This is a genomic window from Tenericutes bacterium MZ-XQ (assembly GCA_002838205.1).
In the GTDB taxonomy this organism is placed as follows: Bacteria; Bacillota_I; Bacilli_A; order Acholeplasmatales; family Acholeplasmataceae; genus Mariniplasma.
On record CP017950.1, the window covers coordinates 920,814 to 939,828 of the forward strand.

The 19,015-nt window shown below is 32.0% G+C and carries 22 protein-coding genes and 1 tRNA gene; 4 read left to right on the forward strand and 19 right to left on the reverse strand.

Going from position 1 to position 19,015, the window contains the following annotated elements; all coding sequences use genetic code 11:
- Positions 1–191 precede the first annotated feature (191 nt).
- On the reverse strand, positions 192–851 hold the full coding sequence (locus BK011_04570) for a hypothetical protein (GenBank protein ID AUD64986.1): 660 nt from the start codon (positions 849–851) through the stop codon (positions 192–194).
- A gap of 320 nt (positions 852–1,171) precedes the next feature.
- Here BK011_04570 and BK011_04575 point away from each other — a divergent pair, with 320 nt between their 5' ends.
- On the forward strand, positions 1,172–2,398 hold the full coding sequence (locus tag BK011_04575; GenBank protein ID AUD64987.1) for a hypothetical protein: 1,227 nt from the start codon (positions 1,172–1,174) through the stop codon (positions 2,396–2,398).
- A 278-nt stretch (positions 2,399–2,676) separates the two neighbouring features.
- Here BK011_04575 and BK011_04580 read toward each other — a convergent pair whose 3' ends face one another.
- Positions 2,677–3,582 (reverse strand): hypothetical protein, encoded by a 906-nt coding sequence (locus BK011_04580; GenBank protein AUD64988.1) that lies wholly within the window; start codon positions 3,580–3,582, stop codon positions 2,677–2,679.
- 101 nt (positions 3,583–3,683) lie between these two features.
- On the opposite strand from BK011_04580, the gene BK011_04585 reads away from it, so the two are divergent.
- Positions 3,684–5,024, forward strand: a complete 1,341-nt coding sequence (locus BK011_04585) for a hypothetical protein (protein AUD64989.1) — start codon at positions 3,684–3,686, stop codon at positions 5,022–5,024.
- The gene (locus BK011_04590; protein ID AUD64990.1) at positions 5,017–5,337 is read left to right on the forward strand and encodes a hypothetical protein; all 321 of its coding nucleotides are present in this window, start codon (positions 5,017–5,019) and stop codon (positions 5,335–5,337) included. The genes BK011_04585 and BK011_04590 overlap by 8 nt, the downstream gene beginning before the upstream one ends.
- Before the next feature lie 209 nt (positions 5,338–5,546).
- Here the strand turns inward: BK011_04590 and BK011_04595 are convergent.
- The 16 genes from BK011_04595 to BK011_04670 form a co-directional block, all read right to left on the reverse strand.
- A tRNA-Arg gene (locus BK011_04595) sits at positions 5,547–5,623 on the reverse strand.
- Positions 5,624–5,703: 80 nt separating this feature from the next.
- A complete protein-coding gene (locus tag BK011_04600; protein AUD64991.1) occupies positions 5,704–6,141 on the reverse strand; it encodes a hypothetical protein in 438 nt (145 codons plus the stop codon).
- Positions 6,142–6,210: 69 nt separating this feature from the next.
- Entirely contained in the window at positions 6,211–6,828 is a 618-nt protein-coding gene (locus BK011_04605) for a hypothetical protein (protein AUD64992.1), read from the reverse strand.
- On the reverse strand, positions 6,815–8,065 hold the full coding sequence (locus BK011_04610) for an RNA polymerase sigma factor RpoD (GenBank protein ID AUD64993.1): 1,251 nt from the start codon (positions 8,063–8,065) through the stop codon (positions 6,815–6,817). The genes BK011_04605 and BK011_04610 overlap by 14 nt, the downstream gene beginning before the upstream one ends.
- 15 nt (positions 8,066–8,080) lie before the next feature.
- Entirely contained in the window at positions 8,081–9,814 is a 1,734-nt protein-coding gene (locus BK011_04615; GenBank protein ID AUD64994.1) for a DNA primase, read from the reverse strand.
- 20 nt (positions 9,815–9,834) lie between these two features.
- Positions 9,835–11,205, reverse strand: coding sequence for a glycine--tRNA ligase (locus tag BK011_04620; GenBank protein ID AUD64995.1), 1,371 nt, complete (start codon positions 11,203–11,205; stop codon positions 9,835–9,837).
- A gap of 13 nt (positions 11,206–11,218) precedes the next feature.
- Positions 11,219–11,875 (reverse strand): DNA repair protein RecO, encoded by a 657-nt coding sequence (locus tag BK011_04625; protein ID AUD64996.1) that lies wholly within the window; start codon positions 11,873–11,875, stop codon positions 11,219–11,221.
- Between the two features lie 3 nt (positions 11,876–11,878).
- Positions 11,879–12,763 (reverse strand): GTPase Era, encoded by an 885-nt coding sequence (locus BK011_04630; protein AUD64997.1) that lies wholly within the window; start codon positions 12,761–12,763, stop codon positions 11,879–11,881.
- Complete coding sequence (locus tag BK011_04635; protein ID AUD64998.1) at positions 12,756–13,157, reverse strand: cytidine deaminase; 402 nt, start codon at positions 13,155–13,157, stop codon at positions 12,756–12,758. The genes BK011_04630 and BK011_04635 overlap by 8 nt, the downstream gene beginning before the upstream one ends.
- A gap of 2 nt (positions 13,158–13,159) precedes the next feature.
- On the reverse strand, positions 13,160–13,576 hold the full coding sequence (locus BK011_04640) for an rRNA maturation RNase YbeY (GenBank protein ID AUD64999.1): 417 nt from the start codon (positions 13,574–13,576) through the stop codon (positions 13,160–13,162).
- Complete coding sequence (locus tag BK011_04645; GenBank protein ID AUD65000.1) at positions 13,566–14,519, reverse strand: phosphate starvation-inducible protein PhoH; 954 nt, start codon at positions 14,517–14,519, stop codon at positions 13,566–13,568. Before BK011_04645 ends, BK011_04640 begins: the two co-directional genes overlap by 11 nt.
- Before the next feature lie 121 nt (positions 14,520–14,640).
- Complete coding sequence (locus tag BK011_04650; GenBank protein AUD65001.1) at positions 14,641–14,814, reverse strand: 30S ribosomal protein S21; 174 nt, start codon at positions 14,812–14,814, stop codon at positions 14,641–14,643.
- A gap of 72 nt (positions 14,815–14,886) precedes the next feature.
- Positions 14,887–15,594, reverse strand: a complete 708-nt coding sequence (locus tag BK011_04655) for a hypothetical protein (GenBank protein AUD65002.1) — start codon at positions 15,592–15,594, stop codon at positions 14,887–14,889.
- A 59-nt stretch (positions 15,595–15,653) separates the two neighbouring features.
- On the reverse strand, positions 15,654–15,878 hold the full coding sequence (locus BK011_04660; protein ID AUD65003.1) for a preprotein translocase subunit SecG: 225 nt from the start codon (positions 15,876–15,878) through the stop codon (positions 15,654–15,656).
- Between the two features lie 99 nt (positions 15,879–15,977).
- Positions 15,978–16,496: a serine O-acetyltransferase gene (locus BK011_04665; GenBank protein ID AUD65004.1), complete on the reverse strand. Its 519-nt coding sequence runs from the start codon at positions 16,494–16,496 to the stop codon at positions 15,978–15,980.
- 2 nt (positions 16,497–16,498) lie between these two features.
- Positions 16,499–17,428, reverse strand: a complete 930-nt coding sequence (locus BK011_04670) for a cysteine synthase A (protein AUD66147.1) — start codon at positions 17,426–17,428, stop codon at positions 16,499–16,501.
- A gap of 99 nt (positions 17,429–17,527) precedes the next feature.
- Here BK011_04670 and BK011_04675 point away from each other — a divergent pair, with 99 nt between their 5' ends.
- A complete protein-coding gene (locus tag BK011_04675) occupies positions 17,528–18,136 on the forward strand; it encodes a hypothetical protein (GenBank protein ID AUD65005.1) in 609 nt (202 codons plus the stop codon).
- A gap of 64 nt (positions 18,137–18,200) precedes the next feature.
- Here the strand turns inward: BK011_04675 and BK011_04680 are convergent, their stop codons facing one another.
- Positions 18,201–18,986: a hypothetical protein gene (locus BK011_04680; GenBank protein AUD65006.1), complete on the reverse strand. Its 786-nt coding sequence runs from the start codon at positions 18,984–18,986 to the stop codon at positions 18,201–18,203.
- Positions 18,987–19,015 lie beyond the last annotated feature (29 nt).

Genomic DNA, 19,015 nt, shown 5'->3' on the forward strand with positions numbered 1-19,015 from the left:
TCCACAATAAATAATACACTTATTAAAGTTAAACTATCAGTCTATATTTTATATGAAAACTGTGTTATAATATTAATGTAAAGAAAACAGCAAATCCATTTGGAAATGCTGTTTTTTTTGATATATATACATTTGAAGTAAAAAGAACTTAAAAATCAAAATTTTTAACTTGAATACATTTATAAGGTTTTCTAAAAAACTTCTACACTCCCAAAGAGTATAATTTTATCTTTCTCTACAACTAATACACCATCATCACTTAACCCATACACTGGTAACTTCTTATCATTTATATACTTATATATAGAATCAAGTTGATGTTTTTCATTAGAAAAATGGGCTTCAACTCCAAATCCAGACAATAACCCCATCCCTTTTTCTAAACTATAAGTAGGATAATCTTTGTCAGGCGAAATAAAATACTCATCCATTTGAATCATAGCTCCTGCACTACATCCAATAACTACACCCTCATAATTAGATATAGTACTCAACAAGTCTTTCTCAATTATCTTATCAAAAAATCCAGTAGGAATACCTCCAGGTAAGTAAAGAATAGTCGATTCTGAAATCATACTCTGCATTTGTTCAATACTATGTATATAGTAATTCACAAAAGATATATTATCCTCATTAATACCAAACGCCATATAAGCTTCAACTATGCCTTTATAATACGAACCTTCATCAGGTCCATAAAATAATGACCACTCTTCTAAGTTCGAAATCTGTGATTGTCTATAGCTAAAAGCTAAAACACAGACTTTATCATTTTCATTTATATATTTGCTATAGAAATCCTTACACCAGTCATCATGTATCTTATAATCCATATTTAAAATATTTATCATCTCATCCACTCCTCGTATAATATGTAGTGTAGATTTAGGTTGATACCTTACTACATATCATTATTTATAAGTTTGAAGTCCTAGTGTTATAATTAAATCAAGATGTAACCAGAAGAATCTGCTTCCACTCCTTGCACATCATGGTGCTATTTAAGCGTGCAAACCTGCTTGATTGACTTATCTGCTAACCGGTTGTTGTTACCCGTTAGATTTCACTCAACTTCTATGTCTAACGGTGGTTTCTTATTGGCGAGGCTGCAGTTGTCTTTCAAGGCTAGGACTTCTCTTATATCTATTTTCCCTTGAAAGAAGGTGTTCTTTTGAATCATACTTTATGTGTTGGTATTGACGTTGCTAAACTGTCCAATCACGTTTATGCACTTAACTTTAATCGTGATAAACTTTTATCTGTCAATATTCCTAATACCCAAGATGGTGCGAACTTAATTGAAACGCATATTTTAAAACTTCTTGATAAACATCATCTCTCTAAAGTCATTGTCATCTTAGAGTCAACTGGTGTTTACTCCGGTCATCTTGCGACCTACTTATCAGCTTCTAAGTTTTTGAGTGTTTTCGATATCAAAGTTTATCTCATCAATCCTAAAATTTCTAAAAATTATAGAAAAAGTTTTGCTGATATGGATAAAACTGATCCTAAAGATGCTTACATCTTAGCTGATATTGCTAGAGTTGGAAGAACCGATGAGTTAACTCCCTTTAAAGGTGGTCAAAGACTTGCTTTAGAAAGACTCACAAGGCATAGACTTCATATTGCTGAAAAACTATCCAATGAGAAGGTTTATGCCCTTAATAACGTGTTTATAAAGTTTTCTAACTTTGAAACTATATTTTCTAATAACTTTGGATCAACTGCTGTTGATCTCTTATTAGATTATAAAACCATTGATGATATTATCGATTCATCTTTAGAAGATTTATCTGACTTTGTTGCTAAATCAAGTAAAAATCGCTTTGATAATTCACTTGATATCGCTGCTAAGATCCAAAAAGCTGCTAGAGATTCTTATCGTCTTGATAAAGTTTCTTATGATCCTATTAATACAGCTCTCGCCTCATCCATAAATGTCATTAAATGTTATGAACATGAAATGAAAGATATTGATAAAGCCATTTTGCGACAAGTCGCTGGGTTTAATCATGATCACTATCAAATCTTAACGTCTATACCTGGTATTGGTAAAGTTTATGCAGCCGGTATCTTAGCTGAGATTGTTGATATTAGTCAGTTTGAATCCAATGATGCACTTGCTAAATATGCAGGTATTACCTGGCGTAAAAATCAATCCGGGAAATTCACCGCTGATGAGACTTACATGACTAAAACTGGAAATAAATATTTGCGCTACTTTTTAATCCAGGCAGCCAACATGGCTAGAATTCATATACCTGAGTATCGTGATTTTTATCATAAGAAATATGATGAAGTCACGACTCATCAACACAAACGTGCACTCGCCTTAACTGCTAGAAAACTTATTCGTCTTATCTATGGTTTGTTGAGTACCAATAGACTTTATAAGTAAAACTTAATTAGATTAATTCTTATAACTTTTACTTTTTTAAGCATGTCTTTAAATGATGCTTTTTATTAAATTTTACTCGCTTTTTTAATTTTTAGTGCTTGACATCTTTACCGGTTTTGAAATATTTTAACATACTAATCAAAAAAAGACACTTTCTTATGTAATAAATAACAATATGCTTTACTCCTTATTCTTCTAGGTTATCTACGATACACCCCATTGTAACAGATATAAAATAAAAAACTCGTTCATACGTGTGAGCGAGTTTTAATTTCTACCTAAACAAATAGTAGATTTGTCTTTCTTGAAAAATCTTCTATTAAATCTGTCAACAAGTGATCAAGTTTGAAAGTATATATGTTCCCTAACATGTAAAAGAATGAATAAACTAATAATCTTTCATCTAGATATTCAAAGTTAAACAACTCTCCATATTCTTTCTTTAGTTTGGGTATAATGTCCATATAATCTTTTGGATTTACAAATGGTTCAACGTCCTCACTTGCAAACTTTTTCGGATTATTTACCATAGTATTTAATATAAGCAACTCATAATCTATTGATGTAAATAAAACACGATCAAAATCAATCAGTGTAACTTTATCACCATCATAAATAAAATTGTCAAAATGAGCATCATTATATACAATCCCTAATCTTTTTTCTTTGAAAATAATTGGCACACGTTCCTCAGCATATTTCAGTAAGTTCAAAGTGTTATATCCCTTTTGATTTAGAATTTCAATATTTCTTGTAAAAGCATTTTTCCAAATATCAACTAGATCATCTCTTATATATTTTTGTTGTAAGAACTTATGATCTTGTACCTTGTTGATTTCTTTTAATATGTTTGCAATTTGTTCAACAACTGCTCCTCGCTTCTCACTTGAAAGTGTGTGCCATATTTCATAAAGAGAAACACCTGATACTCGTTCCATTAGAATATATATTGTACCTTCATGTTCACCACTAGATACATAATTTGGTATAAAGTCAAAGTTCATTGTTTTATAGAAACCAATTTCATTCATAAATTTAATCTTATTCCCTTCTGGTTCCAATACTTTGAGAACATACTTATCATCTATAAAATAAACTAAATTAGAAAATCCAACTTTAGATTTTTCAATATAGTTGTGTTCAATATTCTCACTTTTTAAAATAGCATGTACCTTTTCCTTCATATATATCACTCCTGTCAAATTATTATAACACGATTCCAAGAACAAAAGTGAATAAATTCACTAGGGGCGATAAAAATCGCCTTTTTCTTTTTAAAGTCACATTGTATAATAGATTTATGGAACCTATAGTGATTAAGTATAAATTTAAAGATCAATTAGAACTTGCTCTTAAACATGGTGAACATGTCTTTAACAATGAGCTTGTTAAACTATCTAATTTAAAAGTATATAGAGATAACTCCATTTCCATTCAATCTATATTTGCTACCTATTGGGATTCATTTAAACTTCATTTTGAAGATAAACTACGTCCCTCAATTATCGAAAATGTTGAAAAAATGATACATTGTCGTGATTTCAAATATGGCTACTTCTTCTATGAATGCCCAACTTGTGATAACTTTCATATCCAAGGTCTTTCTTGTCATTCAAGGTTTTGTCCTTCTTGTAATCAAAGATATCGAGAAGCTCGAACACTTGCGATTGAATCCAAATTACTTAAGTGCCCTCATAGACATTTTGTCTTTTCAGTTGCTAAAGAGATGCGTAAATTCTTTTGGCTTTATAGAGACTTATTTGATATCTTATTTCAAACTGTAAATGAAGTTCTTCATAAAGCTGTTAAGAAAACGAAGGCTGACCACCAATTAGATAGAAGACTTGGCATCATTTGTTTTCTTCACACCTATGGCAGAGATATGAAGACCAATCCTCATATCCATGCTTTAGTTGCTGAACGCTTTATTGATGCTCATGGTCATCTATCCAACATGTCTTTCTTTCCTTTTGAGAGACTGCGTATGTTTTGGCAATATAGACTCTTAAGTAACATCTCAGCCTATTTGAAAACCCATGCGACAAATTCTATCTATAATGAGTTTAATCGCTTAAGAAGTTATCTCATTCATAAGTATAAAAAAGGCTTTTACACTTACGGGCCTCAATTAAAGAGAAAATCTAGCTTGTCTACAGCCAAAAAGATTGCTAAATACATCGCCAGATATGCTTCTCATCCAGCCATCTCTGAATCTAGAATTGATGACTTCGATGATATCAATCACCAAGTCACTTGGCATTTTGATCCTCATGAAGATGATCAAATTTCAGATAAACATCATAAACGAGGTACTCAAATCATCACTGATCATGTCTTTAAATTTATTGCACGTCTCATTAAACACATCCCTGATAAAGGATTTCATCTGATTCGTTATTACGGTTTTTATTCAAATCGGACAAAACGAAAAATTGCCTCTGAGTTAAAGTTAGTTAACCCTAAATCTTTGACTTATCTTAAACATCAACTTCACTTTCGAACTTTGTTGCTTAAGACTTATCACTATGACATCTTTAAATGTCAGTGTGGTTCTACTATGGTTTTAAATCTTGATGCTTCATATCTACCAAATCACCGAAAAGAGAGGTTATTTAGCGATGCCTAAACTATTTAAAACTAAATCTGTGCATATGTCTTTTGTTCAAAAAAAGAATTTGTATGCTGAATATAAATCAGCTGTTAAGCAGGGATTCATTGCTGGCCCTGCCGCTTCATTTAATGCATTTATATCGATGCCTAATTTTGATATCATGGTTGATATGAAATGTCTGCACTGTGGATTTGAACTTACTGTCAATTTTTCTGGTTATGCTCACTTTATGGAGACTGAAGGTGCTGCTTTTCCCGTTGATGTTTGTAGTCATTGTGGTAAGTTGCAGTTTGTGCCTTTAGATATTTATCATAAACTTATTGATTAATTTGTTGACTCGTTTTACAGACTCATTTTAGATGAGTTTTTTCTGTTTGTACTTATTTAAATTATCAATTAGAATTTCCTAGTTAATAAAAAAAGACTGAAAAATCAGTCTATATCTTATAAAATACAAAACGAGTCCATTTCTCAATACCGCTAAACTGTGCTGTTTAAGGCGATATTATCATAGAAATAAACTCGGTGTTGTTTAGATGGCGATGCAGGAGGGATTCGAACCCCCGACCGACGGCTTAGAAGGCCGTTGCTCTATCCAGCTGAGCTACTGCATCATCAGTCGGCACAAGTTATTATAACAAATATCTATGCCGAATGTAAAGACATTTTCATGACTTTTTCAATTTAATTTCAATTAGACCTTAATCTTTCCAATTTCACTAATCTTATCAAGAATTCTTAAGAAGTTTTTAGTGTCTTCTTCACCTAAATGTTTTGTTAATTGCTCAATTGGACTATAATATGCATCACGAATAGATTCAACATATTTTTTTCCTTCTTCAGTAAGTTTAATATATACGACACGAAGATCTTTTTCTGACTGGATTTTTTCTACATAATTCTTTTCAACTAAATCATTAACCTTATGAGTCACTGCAGGCAAAGTTACTTTGAGTCGTTTAGAGATATCCGTCAACTTTACTTTTTGGTGTAAATCACAAAACGCAACGCAAAATAATACCATGATATCTGCATCACTTAATTTTGTATTCACGCGATCATAAATACCACTTCTTCTAAATATTTTTAGTGCGCGATCCAATTGTTGTAGTGTTTGATAATCTTTTTTCATTCAATACCTCCCTATAAACAACTTCCTCATTATTCTATACTTTTTTATGAAATTAGTAAAGCGTATTGTTTATAGCATACTATATATTTTAATCAATTTTAGTAATTCTTTTTGTCTATCTTCATCAACATGATTGATGATTTTTTGATATTGCTTGATCTTATGTTGATAATACGGTTTTGCTTCTGGTTTATACTTTAGTTTTGGTCCTAAATATAGATCATCTTCTAATAAACTCATTTGACCAGCTCTTACAATAATCATCACGTAATAAAACTTGTCATGAATGACGAACTCATCAACAATTTCAAAATTAGAATCATTCAAATAGCTTCTTAATATTTCTTGTTTATCATTTGCTTGTAAAATGAAGATCTTATCCTTTGGTGCATCTTTAAGTATTTCAGTGATCAAATAGGCTCCCATGCCAGCAATAATAGCTAAATCGAAATCCATTTTGATCTTTTTGAATCCATCGGATAAAACAAAAGAAACCGGATATTCTTCTAAATTAGCTTTCGCTTGATTTAAGGGTTCTTCCCTTAAATCACTAGCGATTGCTTTTTTAATATATCCTTTTTCAAAAGCTTTTTTTAAAACAAGACCATGATCTGTTCCAATATCTAAAACAGTATCATATCCTTTGGTTAACTCAGCTAAGAAATCAATTCTCTTATTTCTTGCCATAATAAAATTCACGCAATTTGTTTTGTCTAGATGGACTTCTTAGTTTTCTTAAAGCTTTTGCTTCAATTTGACGAATACGCTCGCGTGTAACACCAAATTCACGACCTACTTCTTCTAAAGTATGGTTCTTTCCATCAAACAATCCATAACGTAGTCTTAATACTTTTTCTTCTCTATCAGTTAATGTCTCTAAAACTTCATCTAGTGTTTGTTTAACCATCTCTTGTAACATATACTCGTGTGGTGTCAATGCGTTTGGATCAGAGATAAAATCACCTAATGATGAATCTTCTTCCCCAACATGTGCTTCTAATGATATCGGTTCTTTAGCAATACGTTGAATATTCTGAACTTTCTCAGGTGTAATACCCATCTTATCTGCGATTTCTTCGATGGATGGTTCTCTACCTAAATCTTGAATCAGTTGTCTTTGGATTCTAATCATCTTATTGATGGTCTCAACCATATGAACTGGAATACGAATGGTTCTTGCTTGATCGGCTACAGCGCGTGTAATTGCTTGTCTAATCCACCATGTTGCATATGTTGAAAACTTGAATCCTTTTTCATAATCAAATTTGTCAACAGCTCTCATTAAGCCCATGTTACCTTCTTGAATCAAATCTAAGAATAATAGTCCACGACCAACATATCTTTTAGCAATCGATACAACCAAACGGTAGTTTGCTTCCACAAGCTTATTCTTAGCTTCTGCAGCTATTCTAATCGTTTCTTTTAATTCTTCTACATCTTGTTCTTCAAGGTCTAAGATACCTTGTTGATATTCTTCTAACTGTTCTTTTGCATAGCGCCCATTAGATACTTGAACAGCATATTTGGTTTCTAAATCATGTGTTAGTAGAGGAATCTGACCAATTTCTTTTAAATACATACGTACTGGATCATCAATTTTTATGGATGATGCGATCGTATCTATATTAATTAATTCTTCTTCTTCAACTTCTAACCCTGATAAAGATAAATCATCTGGTTCATCCTCATCTTCTTCAAGTTCAAACTCGTCATCTTCTTCAATGACTTCTTCATTAACTTCAACATCTTCGTATTCTTCATCTAGTGCAATATCAATGTCTTCATTAAGTAATCCTCGCTCTATTTCAAAATAGAGTTCACTTCCTGGTTTTGCAAAAGGTTCTACATCAGATACAGATAACAATTTGTCTTTACCAGCTTTTTTCTTTAGTTGTGCAATGATTTTTTCAAAATCCACAAACATACCTCCTAAGTATTTCTATTTCAATTTAGCTAACATTTTAAATTCGTCAAGCAAAATATGATTATTATATGCTTCTTTTTCTAATGTAGCTTTTACATAATTTTTTCTTCTAATTAAGTTTGCCGTTTTTACAAGGCTAATATAATGTTCAACTTCACTTACATCTATACCCAAATTTTTTTCCCAAATGATATCTTTAAACAACTCTGATTCTGCGTATGCTCTTTGCTCACTGGTCAAACTATCCATAAACTCTTCTATATTTAATTGATCATGTTCTTTATAATATGAATCAATTAATATTCTAATGGTTGATTGAATGTGATCAACAAAATCACTTGTCTTAAGTCTTGCTTGAATATGTGCTGAGTCTTGTTTTGATCTAAGCATTGCATAGATCAAATAACGCTCAGCTTTTTCATATTTATTAGAAATCTTTTGGGTTTCTTTTCTTGGTAAAACTTCGTTTTGGGGTAATGGCGGTTGTTTTTTAGTCTTTATATCAAATGCATCTGTTGACACATTCAAATCTTTGGCTAATCTAGTTTTATAAAGACTTTGAATGGTTTGATCAGCATAGGATAACATTTCAAGTACTTGATTTTTAAATGTTGTGATGTCATTTGCATTTGATAGATCTTTACCCTTTTTGTAATATCCATATCTAAATTGATAAGGATCTTTGACATACTCACCAAAAAGGATTTCAAATTTCTCGTCACCATAAGCTTTAATAAACTCGTCAGGATCCATTTTCTCAGGAATTGTTAAAACTTCTGTTTTTAATCGTACTTTTTCAAGAAGATGAATCGCTTGAAGTGTTGCTTTAACACCAGCATCATCACCATCATAAGCAATAATGATTGAATCAGTAAACTGTTTAATCAATTTTACTTGATCAAAAGTTAGGGCAGTTCCCATGGTAGCTACACCATGTTTGATTCCTGCTTTATAAGAACTGATTACATCAAAGAAACCTTCATATAAAACGACTTGCTTATTTTTTCTGATTTCAGATAAAGCTTCGTTGAAATGATAAAGCAATTGACCTTTTTTAAATATGACGGTTTCCGGACTATTGACATACTTGATGGTATCTTTAGGGTTTAAAGTTCTACCACTAAAACCAACCACACTACCTTTTGCGTTTGTAATTGGAAAGATGATACGATGGCTGAATAAGTCATAATATGAACCGTCATCTTTTTGCTTTACAACACCTAATTTTATCATGTCAGACACTTGATAGCCTTTATCATTTAAAAGCTTATAGAGGGCATCTGAATGCTCTGGTGCGTATCCAATTTCAAAGTGATCGATGATATCATCACTAAGTTCTCGCTTATAAAGGTAATCTAATGCTTTTTGTCCATTTTCGCTATTTTTTAGATTAAATTTATAGAACTCTTTAACTTCATGCATCAGTTGATAAAAAGTTTCATACGGATCTTTTTGTCGATTAGTCTTTTCAATGGTTATGCCAGCTTTTTCCGCGAGTTCTTCTGCAGCTTCTTGAAAAGATATACTTTTTATCTTTCGATAAAAATTAATAGGTGAACCACCTTCGCCACATCCATAACATTTACAAATGTTTTTCTCAGGTGATACAAAGAAGCTTGGTGTTTTTTCTTGATGAAAAGGGCATAGTCCTCTATAATTCTTTCCGGCTTTTTGGAGAGAGACAAACTCAGAAACCAAATCGACGATTGGTGTTTTCTCATTAATGAGTTCGATGAGTTTATTGTCCATAAAATCCCTCCTTATATTTATTAATACGCGATTTTATCTTCGATATACGATTTTAAATCTGCGATTTTTACTCGATCTTGAGCCATAGTATCTCGATGTCTTACAGTCACAGAATCTAGTGTTTCAGTATCATGATCAACAGTTACACATAAATATGTACCAATGGCGTCTTGTCTACGATATCTTTTACCAATATTTTGAGTTTCGTCATAAACAACGTCAAAATGTTTAGCTAATATTTGATATATCTCTTCTGCTTTATCGGCATGTAGTTTTTTTACGAGTGGTAAAACAGCAACTTTATATGGAGCCAGTTTTGGATGTAATCTTAAAACTTGTCTCATATCCCCAGATTCCAAAGTCTCTTCGTCATATGCATCCGCAAGAAATGCCAACACTAAACGTTCAACCCCAACTGATGGTTCAATAACATAAGGTAAGTATCTTTCATTGGTTTCTGGATCAAGATATTCTAAGTTTTGATTCGATTGCATTTGATGTGCATTTAAATCATAATTTGTTCTGGAAGCTATACCCCAAAGTTCATCAAATCCCCAAGGGAACTCAAATCTGATATCAGTTGTTGCATTCGAGTAATGACTAAGTGCTTCAGGTTTATGGTCATCAAACTGTAAATGATCAGGGTTTAATCCAAGTTGCGTTAACCAATCCATACAATAGTTTTTCCAATAACTAAACCACTCAAGTTCAGTACCTGGTTTTACAAAGAATTCTAGTTCCATTTGTTCGAACTCTCTTGTTCTAAAAATAAAGTTACCTGGAGTAATTTCATTTCTAAATGATTTCCCGACTTGACAAACACCAAACGGAAGTTTTTTTCTTGTTGTTCTTTGAATATTCTTGAAATTCACAAAAATACCTTGTGCTGTTTCAGGTCTTAAATAAATTTGATCTGCTTGTTCTTTTACAACACCTTGGTGTGTTTCAAACATCATGTTAAACTTACGAATTGGCAAGAAATCATGTGCACCACAATTAGGGCATTTAACTTCTTGTTTAACCAAATAGTCATACATCTCATCAGTGGTCCAACCATTTGGATCTACTGTTCGATCATGGGCTTCAATAAGTTGGTCTGCTCTAAATCTTTGATTACATGACTTACATTCTGTTAAAGGATCACTAAATCCTCCGACATGTCCGCTTGCTTTCCATACTTCACTATTCATTAGAATTGATGTATCTACTAAAACGTTATATGGTGTTTCTCTTTGAAACTTTTGAATCCAAGCTTCTTTTATATTCTTTTTTAATAAACTACCTAGTGGACCATAATCCCAAGTATTAGCTAAACCTCCATAGAGTTCGCTACCTTGATAAATATATCCTGTTGATTTTGCAAATTGCACGATTTTGTCTAATGAAACCATTTGTCCACATCCTTTAATTTAAGTGTTTCAATGTCACATGCATGTGATATTGGTAATATTTTTTGATAAATGTTTCGATTTTATCTAATATATCTATTTCATAGATACCATGTTCATTATAAGGTAAAACATAGAGTTTTAAAAGAAATATTGCGTCTTTTGTATTCAAATCAATACTATAGGAATCATTTTCATAAACTAAGCCGCCTTTTTCAATACTAACACCTTTAATCTTTTGTCCGGTTGCGGTCATATTAAGATCATAACCTAAAGGTTTTAGCATCTTTAATGCAAAACTTAAACTTGATACTCTAACATCGTTTTCTTTAAGTCCATCAATAAGTTCTTGAAAAACGAATTCATCATCAATATGATCAAGCATAAGCATATCAATGATTTCTAACATTACTGCAGCATGTTTTGTCTTATGGTAATCATTTTTTATGTGTGAAAACTCATTTAATAGTTTTGCGTCTTGCAAAGTAAAAAATGTTTGTCCTTCTTTTTCTTTAAATGAAATATGGGTTAAATACTGTGTGATCACTCTAGTTTTATCATTTAATTTTTGAGCACCTTTAGCAATTAAGGTCATCTTACCCTTGGGTGTATAGATAAAAACCAATCGTGATGATTCTTTATACGGTTGCACCTTATAAATTAACCCTTCCATGACTTATTCTCCAAATCCAAATGCTTTTAAATCACTTGGTCGATTTCTCCAGTCTTTTTTGACTTTTACCCATAATGTTAAGTGGATTTTTGTATCTAAAACTTTATTAATCTCTTTTCTTGCTTCAGTACCAATGTGCTTTATTTTTTCTCCACCACGACCAATTAAAATTTGCTTTTGTGTTGGTCTTTCTACAATGATTAATGCAGAAACATCGACTTGATTAAGTTCTGTGTTTTGATAAATACTTTCAATCACTACAGCAACCGCATGAGGGATTTCTTGTTCTGTAAAATAAAGTATTTTTTCTCTAATCAATTCAGACATCATGACTGTTTCACTTTGGTCTGATTTCATTTCTGGTGGAAAATATTTTGGACCTTCAGGTAAATACTCGATCAATTTTTCTTTAATCTTATCTACGTATGTTAAATCTTTTGCTGAAACTGGGAAGAATCCTTCAAAATCATAGTCTCCCATATAACTCATAATAACTTCATCTATAGCACTTTTACTTTTTAACTCATCGATCTTATTGATAACAATGAATACTGGCTTTTTCAAGCCCTTAAAATAGTTCATGATAAAGCCTTCAGCTGCTGTTTTCTTTCTATCTACAACAAATAAAACCATATCAACATCTCTAAGACTAGATACAGCAACTTTATCAATTGTTTTATTTAATAAGTCTTTTCCTTTGTGCATACCTGGTGTATCAACGAAAATCATTTGGTAATCATTTTCTGATAAAACACCTGTAATCCGATGTCTAGTTGTTTGTGGTTTTGGACTCATAATCGCAACTTTTTGGCCTATGAGTGCATTTAAAAGCGTAGATTTACCGACGTTTGGTCTACCAACGATAGCAATAAATCCTGATTTATGCATCTTTGTCTCCTTCAAATTCTTCAAATGCATAAGGTAGTAAGTCATCTGGATCTGTTTCTTTGATTTCACCTTTTAGATTCGCTAAATAGATTGGTGTACCTTTTGGCATGAGTTCATGCATGACTTGTCTACATGCACCACAAGGAGAAACTGGATGTTCAGTGTCAGCAACAATAGTCATGCTAACAATATCTTCTTTTTTATAACCTTGACTATATAGTGAAAATAATGCACTTCTTTCTGCACAGTTCGCAAGTGGATATGCAGCGTTTTCTATGTTTGCCCCATGGATAAATGTCCCATCTTTTAAAAGAATGGCAGCACCAACTTTAAAATGTGAATAAGGTACATATGCATGACTTCTTGCTTGTTTTGCTTCATCTAAATGTTTCATATTTAACTCCTTTTTAAGTTTGCTTTATTTAAAATGTACTCTTGCATTTCAATCATTTCTTTTTCTTCATCTGGTGAGTGATGATCATACCCTTTTAAATGAAGATATCCGTGAACAGCTAAAAATCCAACTTCTCTTTCAAATGAATGTCCTAAATCTTTTGCTTGAAGATGTGCTTGTTCCAAAGATATAAATATATCTCCTAACGACTTAATCGATTCATCGTCATTAACAAAACTTAAAACATCAGTCGGTCTATCGATTTGTCTAAAGTTTCTATTCATTTCATGGATAATTTCTTGTGTTACAAAAATGATTTCCATACTTAATTTTTCTTTGATTGGTCTAAATACCTTTTTTAATAATTTAACTACATCTTTAATATCTTCTTGTGTTTGATTATGGATATTAATTTTCATGTTTGTCGTACCTTTCAAGTATATGCTGGACAAGAGGATGTCTAACAACATCTAGTTTATCAAATGTAATGATTCTAATGTCATCCATATCTTTAAGAATCTCTAGTACTTGATTAAGTCCACTTTCTCTACTGTTTTTAAGGTCAGTCTGTGATGGATCTCCAGTGACTATCATTTTAGACGCAAATCCTAATCTCGTTAAAAACATCTTCATTTGTGCTTTTGTTGTATTCTGAGCTTCATCTAAAATCACACAAGCATTTTCTAAAGTTCTACCTCGCATATAAGCAAGAGGTGCAATTTCAATCACACCTTTTTCTAAAAGTGAGGTTGTTGTTTGCATCCCTAACATTTCATATAATGCATCATATAATGGCACTAAGTACGGGTCGACTTTTTCTTTCAAATCTCCAGGTAAAAACCCTAAAGACTCACCGGCTTCCACAACAGGTCTTGTTAAGATCAGTTTCTTAACTTTACCTAACTTAAGTTCTCTGACTGCAGCAGCAACAGCTAAATATGTTTTCCCAGTCCCAGCAGGACCAACACCAAAAGTTAAATCAAAGATTTCAATCGCTTTGATATAATCTTTTTGATTGAATGTTTTAGGGTAAATGGATTTACCTTGATCATTAATTAATATTTTTTCACGATTTTTATATAAATCAAACACTCCTGCTAATTCATCTTTCTCAGCGAGTTTAATGATATACATGACATCTCGTTCATTAAACTGTATTTGATGTTCTGCTAGTTTTATTAAAACAGCAAAAATAGCTTCCAAGAGCGAAAGCATATCAGGTTTTGCATCTGTGATGATTTCAGAACCTCTAATTGAAACTGATACACCTAAGTATTGCTTGAAAACTAATAGATTACGATCTTGAACACCAACAAGTCTACTGATGGATTCAGCATGATGAATTTGTTGATTTAATTTCATTAAATCAGCTCCTTATCGTGTATTTATTATACCATACCCAGAAAAATAAAAAAGCACAAACAGTACTTTTTTGAGGTATAAATGATATAAAAACGCACCAATTGGTGCGTTTCTTCACGATTTACTTTTTCTTAGCGCGAGCTGCACGAGCACGGTCTTTACGTTCTACACTTGGTTTAACGTAAAATTCACGCTTGCGAGCTTCTTGGAGGTTTCCTGACTTAGAAACATCACGTTTAAAGCGACGTAAAGCATCTTCTAATGTTTCTTTTTCGCGAACAACTGTTTTAGGCATAGTCTGCCCTCCTTCCACGCTTAGATTTAATAGCCTTTTACATTATATATGATTTTTTAAGATTTGTCAAAATTATTCGATATTTTTGATTGATAAATAGGATAATGCATATAATGAGGCTATTTCGGTTGGCAAAATGTTATCTCCAAGGGAAATAAAGTGTGCTTTTTGATCTTTGAAAAAGTTTCTTTCCTCATCAGTGATTCCACCTTCAGGGCCAATAATTATAGCGATATGTTCTTTGATATTTTGATGATTAATAACATGATTTAAATGTGTTGTTTTTTCATTCTCATCAGCAACCAACACATAAGAAAATGGTTGATAATTAATATCTTTTAATCTTTTGATAAATTCTATTTTAGGAACATCAAATCGATGTGCTAGTTCAGCAGCTTCTTTTGCTATTGATTCAAGTCTTTTAAGTTTATTATCGGTATTTTTTTCTTTGGAGATCGAGCGATTCATCTCAACAAAAATGATATTTGATACTCCAAAAATAGTCGCATACTTAACCACTGTATCTATCTTTGATCCTTTAGGCAAACCTTGGATTAATGTTGCATGAAACGCTTCTTTTTTCACTAATTTTTCATCAATTTCAAATAGCACATCTTTGGTTATATCTGTAATATGACAACGATAACACTCTTGATTGCTACAAACAATAATTTCATCATTAATGTGCATGCGCATCACTTTAGAAATATGATGTGCATCATTACCAGAAATTGTTTTTATCTCAAAATCAATTGGATCAATAAAATATCTTTGCGGCATCCTTATCCTCCTACGAAAAAAAGCGTTTCGTTAGAAACACCTTGTTTTTTCATTTCAACTTATCTCAAGTTATTTGATAATATAACTGATACAATCATTACTATTGATAAAATGATTGATGCACGTGTTAAGAATAACTCCATACCACGTATTTTTTTATTTTTAAATAACTCTGATTTTTCACCACTAAACGCATCTTGGATATTATCTTCTGAAGATTGTAATAATACCGCAATGATGAGTAGGATTGTTGAGATAATTGCTATATAATCTACCCAAATCATAAGTACCCTCCTAAAATTCAATTTATGATATCAAATTTTTATGCTTTTGTCAATAAATCATCGCAATCAAAACATCTTTATGGGATATTATCTTTGATTTTACATTTTACTATGTTTATGCGCTGGAATTCCTATCAATTTACTATGAGCCGGTGCATCTTTTACTACAACCGCATGCGCGCCAATAATGCTGTGATCACCAATGTGTATTGGTCCGATAATTGTTGCATTTGCATAAATGATAACGTCATTACCTATTTTTGGATGGCGATCAACTTTTTCGAATGTATTTGCACCTAAAGTGACTCCGTGATAAATCACACATCTATCTCCCACAACTGCTGTTTCACCAATGACAACACCCATGCCATGATCAATAAATACACCTTGGCCAATAGTTGCACCTGGATGAATATCGATTCCAGTCTTTCTTCTTGTTCTATAACTGATGAATCTAGCTAGTGTCTTTAGTTTTTTCTTCCACAAAAAATGTGCAAGACGATGTCTTCTAAGTGCAATAACACCTGGATAAGTGAAAAACAACATAAAACATCCTGGTGCAGCTGGGTCATACTTTTTAGCTGAGTTTACATCTTTGACAGTACATTTAAAAAACATAATTATTCATATAAAGTTGTCGACAAATAACGTTCACCTGTATCGCAAACAATCGCAACTATCCTCTTTCCTTTATTTTCTACTCTTTTCGCAATCTCAGTTGCTGCATATAAAATGGCTCCTGATGAAATACCAGCAAAGACACCTTCTGTTTTCGCTAATAACCTAGCAGTATTAAAAGCATCTTCATCTGATACAGTAATGATTTCATCGATAACATCACGATTTAATACTTTTGGTACAAATCCAGCACCAATGCCTTGGATTTTATGTGGACCTTTTTCTCCTTTGGATAACATTGGAGATCCAGATGGTTCAACAGCTATTATTTTAACGTCTTCTAATGTTTGCTTTAAGACTTCACCCGTACCAGTAACTGTCCCACCTGTACCTACACCAGCAATAAAGAAATCTAACTGATGATCTGTATCGTTTAAGATTTCAATTGCAGTAGTTTTTCTATGAATTTCTGGGTTTGCTAAGTTTTCAAATTGTAATGGCATGATATAATTATTATGTTTTTTTAACTGTTTTTTTGCATAATCAATCGATCCTTGCATCCCTTTTGTTTGATCAGTTAAAACAACTTTTGCTCCTAATGCTTTAACGATTTGCACTCTTTCTTTGGTCACTGTTTCTGGCATCACTAAAATCAGCTTATATCCTTTAGATGCACAGATAAAAGCTAAACCAATACCTGTATTACCGCTGGTTGGTTCAATAAAAACTGTATCTTCTTTGATTAAACCTTTTTCTTCAATACTATTAATTAACGCAAATGCTAGACGATCTTTTACACTTCCTAGTGGGTTTAAGTTTTCTAACTTAACAACGATTTCCGCATGTGCGCCAACAAGTTTTTCATATTTCATTAACCTTAATAATGGTGTGTTGCCAATAAGTTCTAAATAACTGTTTGCTATTTTCATGATTTCACTTCCTTTACCGTTGTTATTATATAATTTTTTTATAAATAATGCTAGCAATATGATTATTAAAATAAGATATGTTATACTACTTTTGGTGATAATATGAATATACAAAAATTTACGTTAGGCATGTATAAAAGCAATTGTTACATCGTCTATGAAAACCAAGATGCAATAATCATAGATCCAGGTTATGAAAGTGCTGAAGTTGTTGCTTTCATTGATGATCAAAAACTTAATATCAAAGGTATTTACATAACACACGGACACATTGATCATGTTGGCGGAGTTAAGCAACTTAAATCATTATATAATACTAAAGTATTTGCACCTTTAAAAGACAAGATATGGTTTATTAAATCCGATTATAATCGTTTAGGTTATGATATCCCAGTTGATCATTTTATCGAAGAAAACTATACGCTTACCCTTGGTAACCATGAATTTAAAGTTATTGAAACTCCTGGACACTCTGCAGGAGGAACTGTTTTGTGTGCGTTAAATAGTCTGTTATGTTTTTCAGGAGACACTCTATTTTTTGAAACAATCGGGCGGACTGATTTACCATTTTCTTCATTTGAAGATATACAAAGTAGTATTTTAAAGCTCTATAAAATGCTACCAAACCAAACAAAGCTTTATCCTGGGCATGGTCGACCAACAACGATTGGACATGAAAAAAAATTCAATATGTTCGTAAGAGAAAAATAAAAAGACGTTTATGAGAAGATTATTCTCATAACATCTTTTTTTATATATAACCGTGATCTTTAGTTTAACCTTTTTTATTTTTAGACAAGTTTTTAGATATCTCTAAAATACCTTTTGCTCCATAGCCTACCTCTTGTTTTTGATAGGCATAAATCAATAACTGATTAACATTTAAATGCGCACTCATTAATTCGTTACCATATATATCATATACACCTGTTGGTGCGCTTTGAAATTTACTTGCACTATTAACAGATAGATGTGGTATAACATTTTCTACTGCTCTAGTTTGAATATGCCCTTTAATGAGGTTATATCTAGTTGGGCTTTCCACTGCAGAGGTGTCACAAAAACAAGTTAGCATGAGATCGACTGCATGATTTTTGTGTTCTCTGTAGTATTCTGGAAAACGTATTTCAAAACAAATCGATAATCCAATCTTTACATCATCGATGATAATACTTTTATATGTTTGTCCATGTTGGAAGTTTTGCAAGTCATAACCCCACAAAGCTCTTTTATCATAATAATCAATCATATTACCTTCTTGATTAATCACTTTGAGCGTATTAAATCTTTTATCATCTTCGAATCTAATGGTTCCAAAAATGATATTGATGTTGTACTTTTTTGCGGTTTGCTTAAGTTTTTCTTCAAATAAAGCGACATCATCTTTGATAGAATTTAAGTCAACTTGAGTTTCAATCGGTGGATAACCAGTAAGTGCACATTCCGGAAAAACTACGACTTTACATGCACTGTTGAATGCTTCAATAACACCTTGTTCCATCACACTGAAATTTTGACTTATATCTCCTTGATTGATCATTTGATATAATCCTATTTTCATAAAAACCACTAAAATTCAAATAAAAATGA